The sequence below is a fragment of the Bacillus sp. LB7 genome (assembly GCF_030449715.1).
Classification (GTDB): domain Bacteria; phylum Bacillota; class Bacilli; order Bacillales; family Bacillaceae; genus Bacillus; species Bacillus paralicheniformis.
Genome location: NZ_JASGCA010000008.1, coordinates 157,595 through 178,956, shown reverse-complemented (window position 1 = coordinate 178,956; position 21,362 = coordinate 157,595). Strand labels below are relative to the sequence as shown.

Below are 21,362 nucleotides of genomic sequence, written 5' to 3'. Positions count from 1 at the left end.
TATACTATAAACATCACAAGTTGGGAGGAATGAAATATGTCAGGACAGAAAACGCTGGAGCTCATCAAGGAGCTCGTCTCCATCCCGAGCCCTACCGGAAATACGTATGACATCATAGACTATATCAATCGCCTATTACAGGAAGAAGGAGTCGAAACAAAGTTTAACCGTAAGGGCGGCCTGATCGCGACGATACCGGGTCGCGACAAATCCCGGCACCGGATGCTCACCGCTCATGTCGATACCCTCGGCGCGATGGTGAAAGAGATTAAACCGAACGGAAGGCTGAAAATTGACTTAATCGGGGGGTTCAACTACAACTCGATTGAAGGCGAGTATTGCAAAATTGAAACAGCATCAGGGAAAACATACACCGGCACGATCTTAATGCATCAGACATCAGTGCATGTTTACAAAGACGCCGGAAAAGCCGAGCGGAACCAGAAGAATATGGAGGTCCGCATTGACGAACCGGTCCGCAGTGAAGAAGAAACTCGGGTGCTCGGCATCAATGTCGGCGATTTTATCTCCTTCGATCCGCGCGTTGAGATCACACCGAGCGGGTTTATCAAATCGCGTCATCTTGATGATAAAGCAAGCGTCGCCCTCCTCATCGAGCTGATCAGAACGATCAACACAGAAGGGATGACACTGCCTTACACGACACATTTTTTAATTTCCAACAATGAAGAAATCGGTTATGGCGGCAACTCCAATATCCCGCCTGAAACGGTGGAATATTTGGCTGTTGATATGGGAGCGATCGGCGATGGACAGTCAACCGACGAATATACGGTATCCATTTGTGTGAAAGATGCCAGCGGGCCTTATCACTACAGGCTTCGAAAGCGTCTGACCGCTCTTTGTGAAACACACGGAATCGAGTATAAGCTTGATATATACCCGTATTACGGCTCAGATGCTTCAGCAGCCGTCAAAGCGGGCCATGATATCGTCCACGGGCTGATCGGCCCGGGAATTGACGCATCCCATGCGTTTGAAAGGACGCATCAATCGTCCTTGGAGCAGACGGCAAAGCTGCTGTATCATTATGTCCTGTCTGACATGGCATAAAAAAGCTCCCAAAGGATCCCGGTCCCTTGGGAGTAAAAAAAGAGTGGAAGTCATCGATCCGTAAAGGATGACGTTTACTTACCAGTAATCATAGTGTTTTTTCTTTTTGCAGTGATCATAGTGGTCATACTTTTTGTAGTCATAGTCGTAATCATACTTCTTATAGCATGGATAATAGTAGTAATAATAGTAGTAGTAGTATTTCTTGCAGTCGTGGTCTTTCTTGTGGTAGTCATAGTAATAATCTTTCTTGCAATGGTCATGGTAATAATACATTAAACTTCCCTCCAGTTTTCTTTTCTAATTTAACTACAGTACATCGTATGTAAAGGAAAGGAAGTTGTTTGGACAGGTTTCTTGAACAAAATGCATATTTTAAAAAAACGTATGTTTCTCCAAAGGCGGGAAACATACGTTTTTTTTGCGAGCTGTCAGCCGGATACTTCTATATCTGCCGGCTCCCTTTGATTTAAGACGGCCTGTCCTTTAACGGCGTCATATTCACCTTCCCATTTTGACATGACCACAGCGGCAAGAGCGTTTCCGGTCAGGTTGACGACCGTTCTCGCCATGTCCATAATCCGGTCGACTCCGGCAATGAAGGCCAGCCCTTCAGCAGGAACGCCGATCGTGCCCAGAGTCGCAAGAAGAACGACGAATGATGTGCCGGGAACGGCAGCCATTCCTTTAGAAGTGACCATCAGAACAAGGATGAGCGTGAGCTGCTGTCCAATGGACAGATCGATGCCGTAGACCTGCGCCAAAAACAGCGCCGCGATCGCCTGATACAGGACAGAGCCGTCAAGGTTAAATGTGTAGCCGATCGGAATGACAAACGACACAATGCCTTTCGGACAGCCGATTTTCTCCATTTTTTCCATGACGCGCGGAAGCACAGTTTCAGAGCTTGATGTACTGTACGCAAGAAGAAGCTCATCTTTCATATAGGCCAAAAATTTAAATATATTGATACCGCACAGCTTGCCGACGATCCCAAAAATGACAATCAGGAAGAAAGCAAGAGCAAGATAGACAAGCAAAACGAGCTTTCCTAATGATAAAAGCGAAGAAAAACCAAATTTTGAAACCGTTACACCAATTAAAGCAAAAACGCCGAACGGCGCGAATTTCATGACGATGTTCACGACGTGGAACATGGCTTGAGACGTTGCCTCAAAAAAGGAGAGCACAGGCTTGCCTTTTTCGCCTATGGCTGACACTCCGAGTGCGAACAGAACAGTGAAACAAATGATCGCAAGCAGATCGCCTTCAGCGAGCGATTGGAAAAAGTTTGTCGGCACAATGTGCAGGAACGTGTCTGCGACAGATTTGGTGCTTGCCGCCTTTTCCGTTTCTACATATTGGCTGATATCCTGTTTTTCAGCACCAGAAAAGTTTACGCCGTGTCCAGGCTGAATGATATTTCCAAGAAGCAGTCCGAGCACGATCGCAAAAGTCGTAATGATTTCAAAGTACAGAATCGTCCGAAAACCGAGCCTGCCAACCTTTTTGCCGCTGCCGGCCCCTGCAACCCCGACAATCAAGCTTGAAACGACAATAGGAATCACAATCATTTTGATTAATCTTAAGAACAAATCACCGACGGGCTGCAGATACGTTGCGACTGCAGGGTTTCCGAACCAAATCGCTCCTGCTGCAACACCTAAAATCAGCCCGAGGAAAATTTGTGTGGCTAATCCGAGTTTAAGTCTTTTCATAGATGCCCTCCCAACGCATGCTTAATTTTATACTAGAATATTAAACTTGAGATCGTAAATTAAGTATAGCGAAATAAAATGCAGCTCGTCCATTAAAAAAATAACGTCTGAATATATCGAAAATTCAAATATGAGATGAACATCCCAGCTTAAATTCAAATCGGGACGTTCATCGGTGTATATTTCCCTAAGTGAAATAGTAAAATGTTATTAAAATAATGAATTTTGACAAGAATCTCTCTCTTTATAACTAACTTTATGACAAAAAAAAGCCCCGGGGAATCCGCCGGGGCATTTTTTAATGACGTCTATATATCTTTTACATTTAAGCATTTAGAGCAAGTGTTTCCGTAGCATTCGTGCTGCTCATCAATATCGTGGCCGCATTTTGAACATTTTTTGGAAGGCAAATTTCTGAAGAACTCGGTGATTTTAGCGAGCATGTTGATTCCCCCAATTCATTTGTTGTCATCATTGTATTATAACAGTGTCCAGGAAATCAATGTCTGTTTTATGACAAAATATAAAACATGCAATTTTTAAGAAAAATGGGTATATTGAATAGGGGGACGATAGACACAAAAAAGAGGTGTGTATATATGAAGATGACAGTCATCGGCTGCTGCGGAGGATTTCCGGCTGCAAATGAAGCGACTTCAGGCTATCTCTTTCAATCCGGGGATTATTCCGTTTTAATCGACTGCGGCAGTGCCGTTTTATCGAAGCTTCAGCTGTTTCTGCCCGTTGAGGAGCTTGATGCCGTTATATTATCCCATTATCATCATGACCATATTGCGGATGTCGGCCCTTTGCAATTTGCCAAACTGGTCGGCTCATTCCTCGGCAAGGGAGCGAATGCCCTTCCGATATATGGACATCCTTTTGATGAAGAGCAGTTTTCAAAGCTTACATATAAAACGCATACCGCTGGATTGGCCTATGATCCGAAAGAGTCTTTGGCAATCGGACCGTTTACGTTCACGTTTTTAAAAACGGTTCATCCTGTTGACTGCTTTGCTATGAGGGTGACGGACGGTGTTCATTCTGTCGTTTATACAGCCGATTCGAGCTTTCAGGAAGCTTTCATCCCGTTCAGCGAAGGAGCCGATCTATTGATCTCGGAGTGCAATTTTTATGCGGATCAGGATGGGAGAAGCGCCGGTCATATGAACAGCCTCGAAGCGGGACGCATCGCTGCGGAAGCGGGTGCGGGACATCTGCTCTTGACGCACCTCCCGCATTTCGGGGAACATCAAAAACTAGCAGAAGAGGCCAAAACCGTTTATAAAGGCGCGGTTGATCTGGCGCGCACTGGTTATGTGTGGGGAGAATAGAAGGAGGAACTGACAAACATGCTGTTTATCGATAATCAAAATATTACAGATCCGAGGATCAACTTGGCGATTGAGGAGTACTGCTTAAAGCACCTCGATCCTGAAGAGACGTATCTGCTGTTTTATATCAACCAGCCGTCGATCATCATCGGCAAAAACCAAAATACGATTGAGGAAATCAACACAAAGTATGTGGATGAAAACGGGATCATTGTCGTTCGCAGGCTGTCAGGCGGCGGAGCTGTTTACCATGACCTCGGCAACTTGAACTTCAGCTTTATTACGAAAGACGACGGCAACAGCTTCCACAACTTTAAGAAGTTTACGGAGCCCGTTGTGGCCGCTTTAAAGAAGCTTGGCGTCGATGCGGAGCTGAGCGGCCGAAACGACTTGATGGCAAACGGCCGGAAAATTTCGGGAAACGCCCAGTTCTCTACGAAAGGAAGAATGTTCAGCCATGGCACGCTGTTGTTCGATTCTGAGATTGAACATGTCGTATCGGCTTTAAAAGTGAAAAAAGATAAAATTGAATCAAAAGGGATCAAATCAATCAGGAGCCGTGTAGCCAATATCAGCGAGTTTCTCGATCAGAAGATGACGACAGTGGGATTCCGAAGCATGCTTCTCCGCTATATTTTTGATACTGAAGGGGAAATACCGGAGTATAAGCTGACAGAAAAAGACTGGGAAATCATCAATCAAATTTCAAAGGAACGCTATCAAAACTGGGATTGGAACTATGGGAAGTCTCCGAAATTCAATCTTCAGCATTCAAAACGATTTCAAGCGGGATCGGTCGACATCCGCCTGGAAGTGCAAAAAGGCGTGATCCGCGAGTGCAAAATATTCGGTGACTTTTTCGGAGTCGGCGATGTCAGCGACATTGAAGAGAAGCTGACAGGCGTACAGTATGAAAGAAAAGCGATTGAAGAAGCCCTTCAAGGCGTCGACATCAAGCATTACTTCGGCAATATTCAAAAAGAAGAATTTTTGGATCTTGTCTACTAAAAGAGAGGCTGCGGTTTCCGCGGCCCCTTTTTAACATGAGAGGAATGGAAGATATTTCCCGGCAGCCCTTGAGTGTTTTCTGTTCATTTACTATAATGGGAATAGATTTTGATTATCACAAAATGAATGGTCATTCATTCATTTTTAAGGGGTGGGAGAATGAATTTAGTTTCAAAATTAGGGGAAACAGCTCAATCAAAGCCTGACAGAACCGCTTATATTTTTGGGGAACAGACGGAAACATACGGGGGATTGCAGCAGAAAATTGATTGCTTTGCCGAAGGTCTGCGCGAAATCGGCGTGGAGAAGGGAGATCATGTCGCTTTGCTTCTCGGCAATACACCTCATTTTGTGATTGCGTTTTACGGTGCGCTGAAGGCCGGAGCCGTTGTCATACCGATCAATCCGGCTTATACGCCGACTGAGATCGGCTATATGCTGACAAATGGCGACGCAAAAGTGATCGTGGCTCTGGGACAGCTGCTTCCGCTTTACGAAAAGGTGCATGAATCCCTTCCGAAAGTCAGCTGCGTCGTGCTTTGCGAAACGGGAGAGCCGCTACGCGAAGCGGAAAGCACCGAGGTTCAGATGAAATTGAAATCGTTTACAAGCATCATGAAACCTCCTGTCCGGCCGTTTCCTGAAATCGACGCCGAAGATACAGCCGCCATCCTCTATACGTCAGGAACCACGGGAAGACCAAAAGGGGCGATGCTCACACATCAAAATCTATTTTCAAATGCAAATGATACAGCCCGCTATCTGACAATGAATGAATCTGACCTTGTCGTCGCCGCCCTGCCGATGTTTCACGTTTTTTGTTTAACGGTCTGCATGAATGCACCGCTCATGAACGGCGCGGCGATTTTGATCGTGCCGAAATTTAGTCCCGCCGAAGTTTTCAAGCTGATTAAAAAGTATCAGGCGACGATCTTCTCAGGCGTTCCGACAATGTACAATTACCTGTACCAGTATGAAGGGGCGGATGAAGCAGGTTTTCGATCCATCAGGCTTTGCATCTCAGGCGGAGCAGCCATGCCTGTCGCTCTCCTGAAAAGCTTTGAAGAAAGATTCGGCGTCCTCGTTTTAGAAGGCTACGGTTTGTCGGAGGCTTCTCCTGTTACATGCTTTAACCCGTTCAGCACCGGCCGCAAGCCAGGATCGATCGGCACGAACATTCTCAATGTGAAAAACAAAGTCGTCAATGAAATCGGGGAAGAGCTGCCTGCCGGTCAAGTCGGGGAGCTGATCGTTAAAGGGCCGAATGTTATGAAAGGGTACTACAACATGCCGGAAGAAACGGCCCATACGATTAAAGACGGATGGCTGTATACAGGTGATTTGGCAAAACGGGATGAAGACGGTTATTTTTATATCGTCGACAGAAAAAAAGACATGATTATCGTCGGCGGCTATAATGTCTATCCGAGGGAGATCGAAGAAGTGCTCTACCTTCATCCGGAAATCGCAGAAGCGGTGGTCATCGGAGTGCCCGACCCGAATACGGGAGAAGCCGTCCACTGCTATGTCGTTCCGAAGAATAAAACGCTGACAGAGGATGATGTCTTGACGCATTGCAAAAAGCATCTTGCCAAATACAAGCGCCCGGCGGCGATCGTCTTCATGGATGAAATACCGAAAAATTCGACCGGCAAAATTTTAAGACGCGCTTTAAAAGACATTTTGACAAATCAATCTTGACTCGTTAAAAGGGACGCCTGCCGCGTCCCTTTTCTGCAGTTCTCTGAGAAGAGCGTCTTTTTCCCTTTGGCGGAGAACAAAATATGTGCCCTCCTCTTCTTTCAGGATGACGGCTTCATCTTTCTTCAGCCAGACGGTGAAGTGAACGCGATGTGTGTCGGTCATGCTGATGTATCCGTGATACGCCGGGGAAGGCAGGCTACGTGCCGTCTTTTCCTTCATTCTTTTCCCTTTGTTAAATGTATCAAGCAGGGCGTCTATGTTGTGCCTGTCTTTGATGCTGACCGTTTTTTCGCTGTCATCCGCATGCTTCAAGATGATTTCTTCGGCATTTCTTGAGTCGAAAGGCTCTGCCATCAAGTGGAATACATAAAAGACAGTGATGGATAAAATACCGAAAAAAAGTATGATCCCCATTATTTTTTTCAGAATGATCACCCCAGGCATTTATTTTCTCAGTTTAATGGCTTTTCATCCTAAAAAATTATGCTATAATGTTCAATAAATTATACAAATGTTTAATTTATTGTGAGGAGGCGGAAGATGAATTCGATTGAAAAACAAGTCGCAGAAAACATCAAGAGGCTGCGAAAAGTCCGCAATTACAGCCTTGATCAATTGTCATCGATGACCGGCGTCAGCAAAGGCATGCTCGCGCAAATTGAAAAAGGCGCTTCAAGTCCGACGATCACAACTTTGTGGAAGATCGCAAACGGGCTGCAAGTATCATTTACTTCCTTGGCAGAAAAGCCCGCGGGGGAGCCGACGGTCGTCAGAAAGCATGAGAAAACGCCCGTTATGGCCGGAGAGGAAAAATATGCGGCATTTCCGCATTTTCCGTTCGATCAGAAAAAGAAGTTTGAAATCTTTTATATTGAACTTGCGCCCGGCTGTGTACACGAATCAGAGCCTCACCACGGAGGGATTGAAGAGTATGTGCTCGTCTCTAAAGGAGCGATCGCGGTGACGGCGGGTGATTACACCTGCGGTCTAAACGAAGGCGATGCGATGCATTTCACCGCAAACACCGTGCATACGTACGAAAACAACACGGAACAAACGGCATCATGTTATACACTCATTTATTATCCGTAAAGAGGTGTCAAGATGGAAAAGCAGGATTCACTCAACTTTCTAGACGGGCTTCGTTCAGGGGTTTCCCTTGCCGTCGGCTACATTCCGGTCGCTTTGACATTCGGGCTTTTGGCGAAAACAACGGGGCTGTCGCTTTTTGAAACGTTTTTGATGAGCGCCCTTGTCTTCGGAGGAGCGTCCCAGTATATGTCTTTAAGCATGCTCGCCGTTCAGACGGGAATCATCGAAATCGTGATGACGACGTTCATTGTAAATATCAGACATTTTTTATTTTCAGCGACTTTGAATCAATTGGTGGAAAAAGATTCGCCTTGGAAAAAAGCGTTTTACTCATTTTTCGCGGTGACAGATGAATCGTTTGCCGTCGCTGCTCTAAGAAAGGAAAAGCTGACGACCGGTTATATGATCGGACTCGGTTCGATCGGCTATGTAAGCTGGGTTTTTTGGAGTGCGGCCGGGCATTATGCAGGTGCCGCTATGCCGGCTGTTCTCCAGGAAAGCATGAGCATCGCCCTTTATGCCATGTTCATCGGATTGTTGGTGCCGCCTTTGAAAAAACAGCGAAAAGTCCTGCTGCTGGCGGGGGCGGCTGCGCTGTTCAATACGGTTTTCCAAATGAACGGCATGTTGTCGGCAGGATGGTCGATCGTCTGCGCTACGCTTTTATCCGCCGTCCTGATCGAATGGCTGTACCAATTTAGAACAGAGGGGAAGAGAAACTATGTTTAGCCCGATCATCTGGATGATTATCGGCATGGCTGCTGTTACATATGTGCCGCGGATGGTGCCGCTCATTGCTTTTGAAAGCCTGAAGCTTCCCGGATTTTTGGAGCGCGTGCTGAAAAATGTGCCGTACGCCGTCTTAGGGGCTCTCATTTTTCCGGGGATTTTTTTCGTGCAAAGCGGGATGCTCTACGGACTTGCCGGCGCTCTTATCGCATTTTTATTTTCCTATTTTGGAGCGAGCGTCATAGTCGTCGTGATGGGGACGATTTTGACGCTCGCAGGCGCCGGCCTCTTGCTCTCATTGTAAGGCTTGGTTCTAACTTTCGCAGGAAAAGCTTACAATAGAAGTAACTGCTATGTGAGAGGAAGTGATTCGCCATGCGGAAATGGATCGCGGGAGCCGGTCTCCTGTATGTGCTGTACGGCCTTTTTTTCTATTGGTATCTCTTTATGGCCGGTGAACCTTCCGTTCCCGAGGCGCTGAAAGGGACAAGCGCAGACCCGGCGGCATTTATGAACGAAAGGGAACTTATGCTGACGGAAGAGTACTCGAAAATAAAGGACTTTCTGTTTTTTATCCGGATTCCGTTTGAGTGGTTTTTATTTTTTATATTGTTGATTGCCGGTTTATCGAGGAAAATGAAGAATTGGGCGGAGCAGACGTCGAAGCGGAGAACGATTCAAATCACAGCATATGTTTTTGCTTTGTTTCTGATCATCACGATCGTTTCTTTGCCGCTTGATTGGATCAGCTATCAATATTCGCTTGACTACGGCATATCAACCCAGACAACCGCAAGCTGGATCAAAGACCAGGTGATCGACTTCTGGATCAGTTTTCCGATCACGGCTGCGGCGGTGATCGTCTTTTACTATTTGATCAAAAGGCATGAAAAACGCTGGTGGTTTTATGCCTGGTGCCTGACGGTTCCGGTTACGCTGTTTTTATTTTTTCTCCAGCCGGTTGTCATCGATCCTTTATACAATGACTTTTATCCGCTGAAAAATAAAGATCTTGAACAAAGCATTCTGAAGCTGGCCGATCAGGCGGATATTCCTGCGAATCACGTCTATGAAGTGAACATGTCTGAAAAAACGAATGCGTTAAATGCCTATGTAACAGGAATCGGCGCCAATAAAAGGATTGTGCTCTGGGATACCACGCTGAACAAGCTGAATGAGCCGGAAATTTTATTCATCATGGCGCACGAAATGGGACATTATGTGATGAAGCATGTTTACATAGGACTCGGCGGGTATTTGCTTTTATCCCTTGCCGTCTTTTATGTGATCGACAAGCTGTACAAGCGGATCATTTCCCGCTATGGGGGAAGTCTTCGTATTGCGGGAAAATCCGATCTAGCAGCGCTTCCGCTTCTTCTGATGCTGATGGGGGTCATCTCTTTCGCGTCGTCTCCATTTACGAACGCGGTTTCGAGGCATCAGGAAAAAGCCGCTGACCAGTATGCGATTGAACTGACGAAAAACAGCGATGCAGCGGTTTCGACGTTTCAAGAGCTCTCAAAAGCCGGGCTGAGCGAGGCAAACCCGCCGTTTCTCGTCAAGATTTTTAAATACGGACATCCGACGATCATGGAAAGGATTCAAAATATTGAACAACCTTCATCAGAATGAAGAAAAAGCTAGTGCTAAAAACACTAGCTTTTTCTATATGCCATTTGTTAGAATATGTTATTGAGCGGCAGCTTCGACATTGATCAGACCTTTCCCATAGTAGAAGGAGCTTCCCAAATAAGTCGCCGTACTGGAGAGACGGTTGCGGACTTGTGAAGCTGAAAGGTTCGGATGTTTTGACAAGATCAAAGCTGCTGCTCCCGCTACATGAGGAGAAGCCATTGACGTTCCGTTCAATGTTGCATAAGTGTTCGTTGGGTAAGTGCTGTATACGCCTGCGCCAGGAGCCATGACTTCAAGCTCTGCTCCCACGCTGGAAAATGAAGCTCTGTTGCTGTTAGAGTCTACCGCACCAACTGCGATGACAGAATCATATTTCGCAGGATAGCCGATTGTATTCGTGTTTCCTGAAGATCCGCTGTTCCCCGCTGCAGCCACAACGACAACCCCTCTTGCATATGCATTGTCGACCGCCTGTTTCATCGCTGTCGAGCCTGATGCTCCCCCAAGACTCATATTAATAACATCCATGCCGTTTGTTGTCGCCCACTCGATTCCGCTTACAATGCCGCTGTATGATCCGCTTCCGCTTGAATTCAGCACTTTAACCGCGTACAAGGATACGCTCGGCGCAACGCCTAATACACCCGTTGTATTGTCAAGCGCAGCTACTGTACCGGCAACATGCGTGCCGTGTCCGTTGCCGTCGGTGTTATAAGCTTCGCCAGCCACAAAGCTTGCTCCGCCGGCTACGTTCAATTCCGGATGAGAAGCTTGGATTCCTGTATCCAGGACGGCTACTTTTACATTCGCTCCCTTAAAACCTTGAGCCTGCACTTTGTCCGCTTTAATGAGAGGAATGCCGTAAGGAACGGTTTGCGCCAAGGCATGGGCAACATGATCCTCTTCCACATAAGCGACATCCGGATCATTTTTGACTTCCTCAAGCGCTTCTTTGTCTAGCTTCGCTTTTGCCGCGTTGATGATTCTAAACTGCTTGTCCACTTTTCCGCCGCTCTCTTTGATGATGTCCTTTTTGACGGATGTGGTTTTTACCCCTGACTTAAATCCGACAATATAATCCTTTTCAACATTTTTCGCCGGCTGAGCAGCAGAAGCGGAATCGCTGAAGGCCATCGTGAACACGAGCATGAAAGCCGTCAGCATCCCAAGCCAAAAACTCTTTTTCCTCATCATTACTCACTCTCCTCCATTTATTCAGAATAATTGAAATAGAGTAATAATATACTCTATTCTAATTATTCTGTTAATTTATTATAGAAAAAAAATGAATTATATGGAAGACCTATTTTTTTGAAGGACCAATTTAAAATTTTTGGTTATTAATAACTGTTTTAGAAAAAAACTCAGTTCGAAAGTATGAATAGATCGCCCAGTCTGACAAGGGAAGAGGTCCCGGAGACCGCGAATGACAGGAGATTGCTTCATCTGATTCATTTTATGAAAATACTATTTATTTATTTTATGAGATAATTTTTTGCCGAAGGAGGTTGCGGACTTGTCGACCATCTATTAGAATATGCAATATATCGCATACGGAAACGGGTGAAAGATATGAAATCAGCTCATGTGAAAGGCGTATTGATGGTGCTTGCAGGTGCTTCATTATGGGGATTATCGGGAAGCGCTGCACAGTACATATTTGAAAGGGGAGCGGTTGAAGCCGGCTCCCTTGTCTCTGTCAGGCTTCTGGCATCGGGAGTCATTCTCTTGTTATATGTTTCAATGAAAAACGGTTTTCAACATGTGTGTCAGATATGGAAGAAAAAAACAGATATTTGTTCGATTTTAGTATTTTCCATTTTTGGAATGCTTGCCGTTCAATATACGTTTTTTGCTTCAATTGAAAAGGGTAATGCCGCGGCAGCTGCAATTCTTCAATACTTGGCGCCTTTTTTCGTATTGTTTTACCTATATGTTAAAAAAGAACTTCCGCCTAAGTGGAAAGATGCCGTACTTACTTTATTGGCGCTTTCCGGCGTGTTTCTTCTGTTGACAGGCGGAAGGCCGGACAGTTTGTATATTCCGGCCGAGGCCGCCGTTTGGGGCATTTTGTCCGGCGGTGCGCTTGCTTTCTATACGGTTTTTGCAGGAGGATTAATTCAATCGTTCGGTGCTTTGACGGTTACGGGATGGGGTATGCTCATCGGAGGGGCCGGAATTTCTTTTTTGTTTCCGCCGTTCCGGTTTGACCTTTCGCACATTGAGGCAGGGGAGGCGGCAGCTATTCTGTTTGTTGTATTGTGCGGCACAGCTTTGGCGTTTGCCCTATACATCGGCAGCCTCTCTTATCTTTCCGCAAAAGAAACGAGCTGCCTGAGCTGCGCCGAACCGCTAGCGGCCGTTCTGTCGTCGGCGGTCTGGCTGGGTGTGCCGTTCAATGCATTTCAAGGTGCCGGTACGGTTATGGTGATCATCACGGTCATCATCCTTTCCCTCAGCAGAGAAAGCAAAGCGGGGGATTCCGTGAACGAACGGGTGTAGAAAGGAGAAGGAGGCTCCTTTCTTTTTTATAATGATAATGATTATCGTTGTTATTAGTATGAAGTGTTGCTATAATAATTTCGTCTACAACCAGAAAAGGAGATACATATGCCCAAATATTTTGCTATTTTATTCCTATTGATGATATCAGTGATGACAGCCTGCTCGGGAGGAAGCGAAAGTACGAAAACCTCCAGTCAGAATTCCGTGACAATTAAGCACGACCTAGGAGAAACGAAAGTGCGGAACAACCCGAAAAAAGTTGTGGTTCTTGAATTGGGTTTTATTGATGCGCTCCTTGACGCGGGCATTAAGCCTGTCGGGATTGCGGACGACGGCAAACCTAAGTTTATTAACGAGAAGGTCAGAGAAAAAATCAAAGGGTATACTTCAGTCGGTTCGCGTGCCCAGCCAAGTTTTGAAAAAATTGCTTCTTTAAAGCCCGATTTAATTATTGCCGATTCGAGCAGACACAGCGGTGTCTATGATAAACTGACGAGCATTGCGCCGACAATCGCGCTGAAAAACTTGAATGCCGATTATCAGGACACGCTTGACGCGTCTCTTACGATTGCGAAAGCCGTCGGCAAAGAAAGCGCAATGGAGAAAAAGTTGGCTGAACATAAACAAAAGCTGAATGAATTGAAACAGAAATTCGGCAGCCGGAAACAGAGCATTCTTCTGCTCGGAAACACAAATGAAGCAATCACCGTGCGCGACGAAAACTTTTTCACGTCTCAGCTTCTGACGAAAATCGGCTATACATACGGTGTCGGAGACAGCGGCAAAGACGATGCCGAAAACGGTGAATCCGTCAATATTAAAATGACGCTTGAGCAGCTGCTTGAGAAAGACCCCGACACCATTGTCCTGATGACGGGAGAAAAAGATAAAGTCGATGAAGACGGGAAAAGACCGATCGAAAAAGACCCTCTTTGGAAAAAGCTCAGCGCCGTCAAAAACGGCAAGGTTTATGAAGCCGACAGATTCGCCTGGTCGCTCCGCCGCAGTATTGACGGAGCAGATGCGCTGATAGATGAAATCGGTCAGCATCTTCTGTCTAAGGATCAAAAGAAATCTTAAGACCCTGCGGGCTTGCTGGACGGGATGACGCATGCTTTTTACAAAAGCATGCGCCAGCGTGTCGACAAACCCTCGCATTCGTTGTCAGGCCTGCGCGTCGGTGCTCACGAATTCCAACATTCGCTCCGCTCCGATGCTCGGCCTTCCTAGACTGCAAGGGTTTTCAATCACGCTGAAAGGATGACAAAATCCCAAAACTAAGAGCCATTTTGGGATTTTGTCAACAATCTGACGCATGCTTTTTACAAAAGCATGCGCTTGTTTTTTTCTAAAGGAGTGACCTGTTTTGATATATATGAAACGTTTTGCACCGCTCATTTTTGTTTTTCTTTTGCTCGCGGGTTTTTTGCTTTCTGTTTCAATCGGTTCGTCAACGATTGCGCTGTCCGACATTTGGGCAGCTGTGTTTATGTACGACGGTTCAAAATTGCACGCGATTATTCAGTCCATCCGAATTCCGCGCGCCTTGGCTGCCGCATTCATCGGCGCGAATCTAGGGGCCGCGGGCGCACTGATGCAGGCGGTGACAAGAAATGCACTCGCATCTCCGAGCATCTTCGGAATCAATGCAGGGGCTTCTCTTGCTGTCGTATGCTTGACGGTGATGTTTCCTGCGCTTGCCGCTCCCCAGACAGCGATGGGAGCCGCTTTTGCCGGCGGTGCCGCGGCCGCGCTCGTAGTGTACGCGGTTGCCTCAGTATTCAGCGAACACGACAGGGATATCAGCTTTGCCTTGATCGGTGTCGTCATTCAGGCGATCATTGCTTCGATGACGCAAATGCTGCTTATTTTTCATGAAGAGTCGACGGAAACGCTGTTGTTTTGGCTTTCCGGTTCTTTAGCGGGGAGTTCGTGGGATAAGCTTCATTTGTTGATTCCGGTAAGCATTGCGGGTTTGTTGACGGCTTTGGCCTTAGGGAGGGCGGCTTCCGTCATGAGTCTCGGAGATGATGTTTCACATGGGCTGGGACAAAACGTATGGCTCAGCAGATTGTTCATCGCCTTCACTGTTGTCGCGCTGGCGGGAGCATCCGTTTCCGCTGCCGGACCGATTGGTTTCATCGGTTTGATGGTTCCTCATATGATCCGGTATCTGATGGGGGCTGACTATCGGTTAGTGATTCCGTATTCGGCATTGCTTGGAGCCGTTCTTTTGCTGTTTGCCGATATTCTGTCCCGCTTTGTCTATTTTCCGTACCAAACGCCGGTCGGAGTTGTCACGGCAATGATCGGGACGCCGTTTTTTATCTGTTTGGCGAGAAGACGGAAAAAGGGGGCGGCATGATGAACAATACGGCAAGAAAAACGAAAAGACGGCGCGGGCAATCGGCGCTTGTCCTCTCTGCGTTATGCGCCTGTTTGTTGATGCTCATTGTGCTCAATTTGGCGATCGGCGATGAAAACATCGGACTGTGGGACGTAATGAAATCACTGGCAGGGCAAGGGGATGCGGGAGTCCGCTTCTTGGTGATGGAATTTCGAATGCCGCGCATCCTTCTCGCTGTGCTTGCGGGAGGGGCGCTTTCAATCGCGGGTGTAGTCGCACAATCGCTAATGAAAAATCCGCTGGCCGCACCCGACACGCTTGGAATTACAGGAGGAGCGGGATTGGGCGCTGTGATCGTTACGGTCTTGTTTTCACAGCAAAGTCCGCTTCTCCTGACGGGCGCCGCCTTTTCAGGAAGCGTTTTGGCTGCTGCTCTCGTCTATTTATTGGCTTATCGAAACGGGATTTCTCCTGTGCGGCTGGCGCTTGTCGGGATCGCGGTCAATGCTTTTTGCCATTCGGGTATTCAGCTATTCATCTCAAGGGGGAGCCCGAATGTAAACAACGCATTAATTTGGCTGAACGGAAGTCTGTGGGGGAGAGGCTGGGATGATGTACTGTCTCTTTTCATATGGTGCTGTCTGGTGATTCCTCCGATATGGTTTGCGGCAAAACCGCTCGATATCATCAAATCAGGGGACGGGATTGCCGTCGGCCTCGGCCTCCGGCTTGAAAGAACGCGGTTTCTGCTGCTTGCCGGCGCGGTTCTGCTGACAGCTGCGGCTGTGACCGCCGTGGGAACAATCGGTTTTATCGGGCTGATGGCGCCCCATATCGCAAGAAAGCTGGCAGGGGCTGAAACGAGGATCTTGATTCCCGTTTCAGCTCTCGTCGGCGGCATCGTTCTTTTGATAGCCGATGCCGCCGGAAGAGGCCTTGTTCCGCCGCTTGAAATCCCGGCCGGATTGATCGCAGCCATTATCGGCGGTCCGTATTTTATCTATTTGCTGCGCCGCGAAGCGAGGCGGGGGAGAGCATAAAAAAAGACGGCATCAACCATGCCGTCTTTTTTTAATCTGACAAATGGTGTGAAAGATTGTAATCCTTCACATGCCATTTATTTTCATGGAATTTGATGTTGCTTAGGCAGGCATTGACGAGCTTCGTATTTTCCAGGTTGATGTCACTGTTTGAGATTTTTGACAGAAGAGTGTGTATCGCGGCTCCGTGTGCGACGATCAGCACTTTTTTGTCCGGATACCGCTCGCTCACCTTTTGAACGCCGGCCATCAGCCGTTCGGCAAGCGCTTCTTTTGATTCCTGATTCGGATATTCTTTATCTGGATAGAGCCTCGTTCTTTCTTCGAATGGCATCCCTTCTGCGTCTCCGTAATTCCTTTCGATGAAATCTTCCATTTCGATGATTTCAAGTCCCAGGTATTGATTGATGATTTCAGCGGTTTCTTTCGCTCTTCTTAAAGGGCTTGTAATGATGACGTCCCAGTCAGACCCTTTCAAAAACGCCCCGGTTTCTTTTGCTTGTTTTTGACCTGTTTCATTTAAAGGAATATCGGTTCTTCCCTGCAGTTTTCCTAAAGCATTCCAGTCCGTCTCGCCGTGCCGGATCAAACAAATCGCAGTCATTCTGAAAAATCTCCTTTCGATGTCGGCTTTCGCGTTTTTCGGTGATATGGCTATTATACTAAATTTAAAAAACAGAACCACGAAATATGACTGGCACAGAACAACATTTACACGATTTTTTCAAACAGGAGCGTAGCGCCGATTCTGCGGAATTGAAAACATCACTGAGCGTTGCCATTATGGCTGTGAATATATCTTTGACTTGCATAGCAGACTTTCAAATAACGTAATAGAATCAGGTTGCAAAAGCAAAATACACAGGTCATGAATTGACCTGTGTACGGTAGCGGCTTATTTTTTTGTCAGCTCTACGAGAGAATCGACTGAAACCGCGACTTGTGACACGGCGGCATTCACATCTTGAAGGCCGCTTAAAAATGCCTGCAGATCGCCCTCGATTCGGCCGCTTTGCTCTTTGCTCGTTTTCATATTGGAGACGATATCATCGAATAGATGATTGATCTCCGACATCTTGTCTTTGCTTTCGTTCACGAGTTCGTTTACATCTGTAATATGCTTCGTGACGATCGAGATTTGCGCGTTTGTGTTATTGACGAGCTCAGATACGGTGGAGACGGTTTTTTTCGTATCATCGGACAGCTTTCTGACTTCGTTTGCGACGACTGCGAACCCTTTGCCGTGCTCTCCCGCCCTTGCCGATTCGATCGAGGCGTTGAGCGAAAGCAAATTCGTCTGCTCGGCAATGCCTGTTACGATTCCGAAAATCTTTTCGATCTGCAGCGCGATTTCTTCCAGCTTTTTAATTTCCTGCTCGATTTGCGTCATGCTGCTTCCCATTTGATTGAGCTGCTGTTCTTGCTCCTCAAGCTCCTTTTTTCCGCCGATCGATTTTTGTTCGACAGAAACAGCTGTCTTCGTTCCGGCTCTTGACGTTTCGGCGATTTCGGACGATTTGTCGACCAATTCCTGTACAGCGCCCGTTGTTTCGGCAAATAAAGCGGCCAAAGAACCGGAAGTATCTTTGATTTGCCGGTGAAGGTCATTTTTGCTCTCTTCATCAAGTCTGCGGAGCCTTGCATGCTCGTCTTCAAAGGCCTCGAGGACGATCTGCTGTTCGATGTTGAGAATTTTGGTGACGGCTTTGACTGACCGCCTGTATTCCTCATCGGATAATGCGTTTTCAAAAATTGACAGCATGGAAAGAAGGAGATCTTGAAATGCCCCCAGATACCACTTTGGCAAGAGCCCAATCCGAAGATGAACGTGGGCGATCCGGATCCTTTTTTCTAAAAAGGCTTCGTCGATGACACCTGAAAACATTTCCTGGATGTGGATCGTCAATGTCTTTTTGAGACGGTCGACTGAGCTGTGGTCATGGATGATCTCCATCAAAGAGTTTTCATGCTCAAGGTTTTGGTAAAACCGGGTGACGATGGTTTCGATATGTTCAGTGACTAAAGGCTTCAGCCTGCTCAGCACCCAAAGATCCTCATCCGTCAAATCGACCATTGCTAGCTGTTTTTTAAATTCTGCGTGCTGATTGAGCCTGATTCTTTTTGTTTGGTCAGGACCTTCTTCAGCAAAAAATGATCGTTCTGTCTTTCTATCCTTTTTGAATAACACGATCGTATCCCCCTGTAATCGTTAATGATAAAACTGCCGTTTTTATGAAATTTCCAGCATTTATCTTTTTATCGGCAATTTTTCATTACTTTTTAACTTGTACACCTCAGCTTTCCGGATCTTTCAAAGGTTCTACGGCAGGACCCTCGATGACATCGCCGTCGACCGAATACCTTGAGCCGTGGCACGGACAGTCCCACGTCTTTTCTCCGTCGTTCCACTCGACTTCGCAGCCCATATGGGTGCATGTTGTGTCAACCAGATGAAGCTCGCCTTTTTCATCGCGATAAGCACCCGCACGTTTCCCGGCATGTGATACGACCGCACCTTCTCCGTTGACAAGGTCTTCCGGCTTCCTGATCGGCTGTTCGAGTTTTCCTTCGGCAAAGTGTTTTGCAACATCCGCGTTATAGGAAATGACTTTTTTGATGCTTGGATCAGGGTGGAAACGGGCCGGTTGAAAGACGGCTTGATAAGGATTGTCTTCGCCTGCGATATGGTCTGTCATCAACTGCGCGGCGAGGGTGCTCGTTGTCATGCCCCATTTTCGAAAGCCGGTGGCGACGAGAATGCGCTTTTCTTTCGGATAGATCGGCCCGATATACGGAATTTTGTCAAGCGTGATTAAATCTTGCGCTGACCAGCGGTAAGGGATCGATTCAATGCCGAACACGCCTTCCGCAAATGATTCAAGCGCCTGATAATGCTTGATTGTATCTTCTCCCTGGCCGGTTTTGTGGCTTTCACCTCCGACAAGAACCATTTTTTCTCCGTCGATCGTCACCGAACGGAGCGAGCGTGAAGGCTGATCTATACTTAAATACATGCCGCCTGGATACGGCGTTTTTGGCTTGACGGCGAGCACGTATGACCGGCTCGGCTCAAGCCTTGCAAAATAGAAGCCTTTTTTATCATGAAACGGAAAGTGCGTGCAGCACGCGACATAATCGCTGAAGATTTGATGCCCGTTTCTTGTCAGCACTTTCGGCCGGTCGCCTTCTTTGATTTCCTTAGCCGCCGTGTTTTCGTAAATTTTTCCGCCGGCTTCCCGGACGGCCTCTGCAAGGTGTTTCAAATAGTGAAGCGGATGGAACTGGGCCTGGTTTTTCATGACAAGTCCTGCTTTCATATCGATGGGTACGGGGAGATCTTTGATGAATTCCCTGTCAATCCCGAGCTTTTGGTATGCCTCATATTCCTTTCTGATTTTTTGGACTGATTGTTCTTCAGTTGTGTAAATGCACGCGTCCTGTTCTTCAAAATCGCACGGGATCTTTTGCTCAAGCACGAGGTTTTTGATAAAGGACAGCGCCTTGAGGTTTGCTTCATAATACAGTCTCGCATTCGGCATTCCGATATGACCTATCAGCTCATCATAGATCAGATCATGCTGCGCGGTGATTTTCGCTGTCGTATAGCCGGTTGTTCCGTCGAGTATCCGGCCGGATTCGATCAAGACGACACTGTAGCCTTTTTTCGTCAGTAAATAAGCAGTCGTCAGTCCGGTCATGCCGCCCCCGATGACGGCAACATCTGTTTTGACATCTTCAGACAGTTCCTCGAACGAAGGAAGGTCTGTACTGTTTCTCCAATACGATTCAGGCGAGTCCGGCAATTTTCGTTCTTGATTGCTCACAAAATTCCCTCCATCATGCATCTGTTTTGTTCTTAAATTTTCCCAATTGAGAAATAATCATGCATGTGAAACGGCTTGTCATAAAAAAGGGGCGTTTTCATAAAATAGTAAGGTTGAATCGATGTGAAGGAGGGAATCGTTTTGAGCAAGCAGCCGAAGAAAGTTCTGCCTCCCCAGCACCAAACGCAGCGTCCGGGATTGGAGTATTTGATGGATCCCCGGCCCGTTTTTGACCGGCCGAAACGAGAGCGGAAACTGGCCGGGAAAACCGCGATTATTACGGGTGGAGACAGCGGAATCGGCCGTGCCGTGTCCGTTTTGTTTGCGAAGGAAGGCGCGAACATTGTCATCGTTTACTTAAATGAACACCGCGATGCAGAAGAAACGAAGGGGTATGTGGAAAAAGAAGGGGTCGGATGCAAGCTGATCGCAGGAGACATCGGAGACGAGGCTTTTTGCAACGATGTGGTGCGCCAGGCAAAGGAAGCATTCCCAACGATCGATATACTCGTCAATAATGCGGCTGAACAGCATCCGCAAAAGGGAATCGAAAAAATTAAGAGCCATCAGCTGATCCGTACGTTTCAGACGAATATTTTTTCCATGTTTTATTTGACAAAAGCTGTGCTGCCGCATTTGAAAAAAGGCAGCTCAATCATCAATACCACTTCGATTACGGCTTATGCCGGCAATGAAAGGCTGATCGATTATTCTTCGACGAAAGGAGCGATTACATCATTTACGCGTTCGCTCGCTTTGTCGCTGGTCGATCAGGGCATCCGTGTGAATGGGGTGGCGCCGGGTCCGATTTGGACGCCGCTGATTCCGTCGACGTTTACGGAGAGAGAGGTCGAAATATTCGGTTCAACAACGCCGATGGAACGGCCCGGACAGCCTGCTGAAGTGGCGCCGAGCTATTTGTTTCTAGCCAGCGATGATTCTTCTTACATGACGGGCCAAGTGCTCCATGTCAACGGCGGAACGATTATTAACGGATAAAAGGGCCGGGACTATTCATAAGCCGGCTCTTTTTTGCGTAAAAAAGCCAATCCGGGAGGGATTGGCCGTTATGCGTGCTTTTTCAGCGCTGTATATTCTCTTGAAAGTTCAAGGAAAGATTGCTTATCTCCTTTGTCTAACGCTTCATTAATCTTCTTGTTCAGCGTGTGCAAACGCCGTTTAAAAAGCGATTCATCAAGGACCATTTGAATGTAGATATCCGTGATGGTTACATCAAGTTCTTTCACCTTTTGGGTATTGCGGGACTTCATGAGCTCAGCGTACGACTTTTTCTCTTTCATAAAGATTCCCCCTGATGCCTTTTTTATAGTATATGGATTACGCAGCAAAAA

22 protein-coding genes and 1 pseudogene are annotated in these 21,362 nt (G+C 46.9%); 13 read left to right on the top strand and 10 right to left on the bottom strand.

Translation table 11 applies throughout. The annotated features are described in order from the left end of the window. The first annotated feature begins 36 nt into the window (after positions 1-36). A complete protein-coding gene (locus QMZ64_RS12845) occupies positions 37-1,074 on the top strand; it encodes a M42 family metallopeptidase (RefSeq protein ID WP_265627438.1) in 1,038 nt (345 codons plus the stop codon). Positions 1,075-1,152: 78 nt separating this feature from the next. On the opposite strand, the gene QMZ64_RS12840 is transcribed toward QMZ64_RS12845, so the two are convergent. The 3 genes from QMZ64_RS12840 to yhfH all read right to left on the bottom strand — a co-directional run bounded on the left by QMZ64_RS12840 (position 1,153) and on the right by yhfH (position 3,235). Then, positions 1,153-1,350 (bottom strand): hypothetical protein, encoded by a 198-nt coding sequence (locus QMZ64_RS12840; RefSeq protein WP_243939434.1) that lies wholly within the window; start codon positions 1,348-1,350, stop codon positions 1,153-1,155. Between the two features lie 155 nt (positions 1,351-1,505). Beyond that, positions 1,506-2,792, bottom strand: a complete 1,287-nt coding sequence (locus tag QMZ64_RS12835; protein ID WP_265627437.1) for a glutamate/proton symporter GltT — start codon at positions 2,790-2,792, stop codon at positions 1,506-1,508. Between the two features lie 308 nt (positions 2,793-3,100). Beyond that, positions 3,101-3,235, bottom strand: a complete 135-nt coding sequence (yhfH, locus tag QMZ64_RS12830) for a protein YhfH (protein ID WP_003180302.1) — start codon at positions 3,233-3,235, stop codon at positions 3,101-3,103. Between the two features lie 156 nt (positions 3,236-3,391). Here yhfH and QMZ64_RS12825 point away from each other — a divergent pair, with 156 nt between their 5' ends. From QMZ64_RS12825 to QMZ64_RS12815, 3 genes are all read left to right on the top strand, one after another. After that, positions 3,392-4,126: an MBL fold metallo-hydrolase gene (locus tag QMZ64_RS12825; RefSeq protein WP_265627436.1), complete on the top strand. Its 735-nt coding sequence runs from the start codon at positions 3,392-3,394 to the stop codon at positions 4,124-4,126. Between the two features lie 18 nt (positions 4,127-4,144). Beyond that, positions 4,145-5,134 carry a lipoate--protein ligase gene (gene lplA / locus QMZ64_RS12820; protein ID WP_265627435.1) on the top strand — a complete coding sequence of 330 codons (990 nt, stop codon included), beginning with the start codon at positions 4,145-4,147 and terminating at the stop codon, positions 5,132-5,134. Positions 5,135-5,293: 159 nt separating this feature from the next. Then, positions 5,294-6,835 carry a fatty acid--CoA ligase family protein gene (locus QMZ64_RS12815; protein ID WP_265627434.1) on the top strand — a complete coding sequence of 514 codons (1,542 nt, stop codon included), beginning with the start codon at positions 5,294-5,296 and terminating at the stop codon, positions 6,833-6,835. Here the strand turns inward: QMZ64_RS12815 and QMZ64_RS12810 are convergent. Further along, a complete protein-coding gene (locus QMZ64_RS12810; protein WP_265627433.1) occupies positions 6,806-7,252 on the bottom strand; it encodes a YhfM domain-containing protein in 447 nt (148 codons plus the stop codon). The two genes, QMZ64_RS12815 and QMZ64_RS12810, sit on opposite strands and share 30 nt — an antisense overlap. 126 nt (positions 7,253-7,378) lie before the next feature. On the opposite strand from QMZ64_RS12810, the gene QMZ64_RS12805 reads away from it, so the two are divergent. From QMZ64_RS12805 to QMZ64_RS12790, 4 genes are all read left to right on the top strand, one after another. Next, positions 7,379-7,930, top strand: coding sequence for a helix-turn-helix domain-containing protein (locus tag QMZ64_RS12805; protein ID WP_243939443.1), 552 nt, complete (start codon positions 7,379-7,381; stop codon positions 7,928-7,930). Positions 7,931-7,942: 12 nt separating this feature from the next. Beyond that, positions 7,943-8,659, top strand: coding sequence for an AzlC family ABC transporter permease (locus QMZ64_RS12800; protein WP_243939445.1), 717 nt, complete (start codon positions 7,943-7,945; stop codon positions 8,657-8,659). Continuing rightward, positions 8,652-8,963, top strand: a complete 312-nt coding sequence (locus tag QMZ64_RS12795; RefSeq protein ID WP_243939447.1) for an AzlD domain-containing protein — start codon at positions 8,652-8,654, stop codon at positions 8,961-8,963. The genes QMZ64_RS12800 and QMZ64_RS12795 overlap by 8 nt, the downstream gene beginning before the upstream one ends. Before the next feature lie 71 nt (positions 8,964-9,034). Next, positions 9,035-10,291 carry a M48 family metallopeptidase gene (locus QMZ64_RS12790; protein ID WP_265627432.1) on the top strand — a complete coding sequence of 419 codons (1,257 nt, stop codon included), beginning with the start codon at positions 9,035-9,037 and terminating at the stop codon, positions 10,289-10,291. Positions 10,292-10,348: 57 nt separating this feature from the next. Here QMZ64_RS12790 and QMZ64_RS12785 read toward each other — a convergent pair whose 3' ends face one another. Beyond that, a complete protein-coding gene (locus QMZ64_RS12785) occupies positions 10,349-11,485 on the bottom strand; it encodes a S8 family peptidase (RefSeq protein WP_265627840.1) in 1,137 nt (378 codons plus the stop codon). Positions 11,486-11,866: 381 nt separating this feature from the next. Here QMZ64_RS12785 and QMZ64_RS12780 point away from each other — a divergent pair, with 381 nt between their 5' ends. The 4 genes from QMZ64_RS12780 (at position 11,867) to QMZ64_RS12765 (ending at position 16,186) form a co-directional block, all read left to right on the top strand. Continuing rightward, positions 11,867-12,796: a DMT family transporter gene (locus tag QMZ64_RS12780; RefSeq protein WP_265627431.1), complete on the top strand. Its 930-nt coding sequence runs from the start codon at positions 11,867-11,869 to the stop codon at positions 12,794-12,796. A gap of 108 nt (positions 12,797-12,904) precedes the next feature. Continuing rightward, entirely contained in the window at positions 12,905-13,879 is a 975-nt protein-coding gene (locus QMZ64_RS12775; protein ID WP_265627430.1) for an ABC transporter substrate-binding protein, read from the top strand. A gap of 286 nt (positions 13,880-14,165) precedes the next feature. Continuing rightward, positions 14,166-15,164, top strand: a complete 999-nt coding sequence (locus tag QMZ64_RS12770) for a FecCD family ABC transporter permease (protein WP_322784722.1) — start codon at positions 14,166-14,168, stop codon at positions 15,162-15,164. Further along, the gene (locus QMZ64_RS12765; RefSeq protein WP_301441344.1) at positions 15,161-16,186 is read left to right on the top strand and encodes a FecCD family ABC transporter permease; all 1,026 of its coding nucleotides are present in this window, start codon (positions 15,161-15,163) and stop codon (positions 16,184-16,186) included. Before QMZ64_RS12770 ends, QMZ64_RS12765 begins: the two co-directional genes overlap by 4 nt. 31 nt (positions 16,187-16,217) lie before the next feature. Here QMZ64_RS12765 and QMZ64_RS12760 read toward each other — a convergent pair whose 3' ends face one another. From QMZ64_RS12760 to QMZ64_RS12750, 4 genes and pseudogenes are all read right to left on the bottom strand, one after another. Further along, positions 16,218-16,790: a histidine phosphatase family protein gene (locus tag QMZ64_RS12760; RefSeq protein ID WP_265627427.1), complete on the bottom strand. Its 573-nt coding sequence runs from the start codon at positions 16,788-16,790 to the stop codon at positions 16,218-16,220. A gap of 291 nt (positions 16,791-17,081) precedes the next feature. Next, positions 17,082-17,576 carry a methyl-accepting chemotaxis protein gene (locus tag QMZ64_RS23320; RefSeq protein WP_377924883.1) on the bottom strand — a complete coding sequence of 165 codons (495 nt, stop codon included), beginning with the start codon at positions 17,574-17,576 and terminating at the stop codon, positions 17,082-17,084. 264 nt (positions 17,577-17,840) lie between these two features. Continuing rightward, positions 17,841-18,374: pseudogene (locus QMZ64_RS23315) on the bottom strand (protoglobin family protein); the annotation flags it as partial. A gap of 106 nt (positions 18,375-18,480) precedes the next feature. Beyond that, a complete protein-coding gene (locus QMZ64_RS12750; protein ID WP_265627423.1) occupies positions 18,481-20,031 on the bottom strand; it encodes an FAD-dependent oxidoreductase in 1,551 nt (516 codons plus the stop codon). Between the two features lie 120 nt (positions 20,032-20,151). Between QMZ64_RS12750 and QMZ64_RS12745 the strand changes: the two genes are divergently transcribed. Beyond that, positions 20,152-21,009 (top strand): SDR family oxidoreductase, encoded by an 858-nt coding sequence (locus QMZ64_RS12745; protein WP_301441343.1) that lies wholly within the window; start codon positions 20,152-20,154, stop codon positions 21,007-21,009. A gap of 68 nt (positions 21,010-21,077) precedes the next feature. On the opposite strand, the gene QMZ64_RS12740 is transcribed toward QMZ64_RS12745, so the two are convergent. Beyond that, entirely contained in the window at positions 21,078-21,311 is a 234-nt protein-coding gene (locus tag QMZ64_RS12740) for an IDEAL domain-containing protein (RefSeq protein ID WP_020450828.1), read from the bottom strand. Between the last annotated feature and the right edge of the window lie 51 nt (positions 21,312-21,362).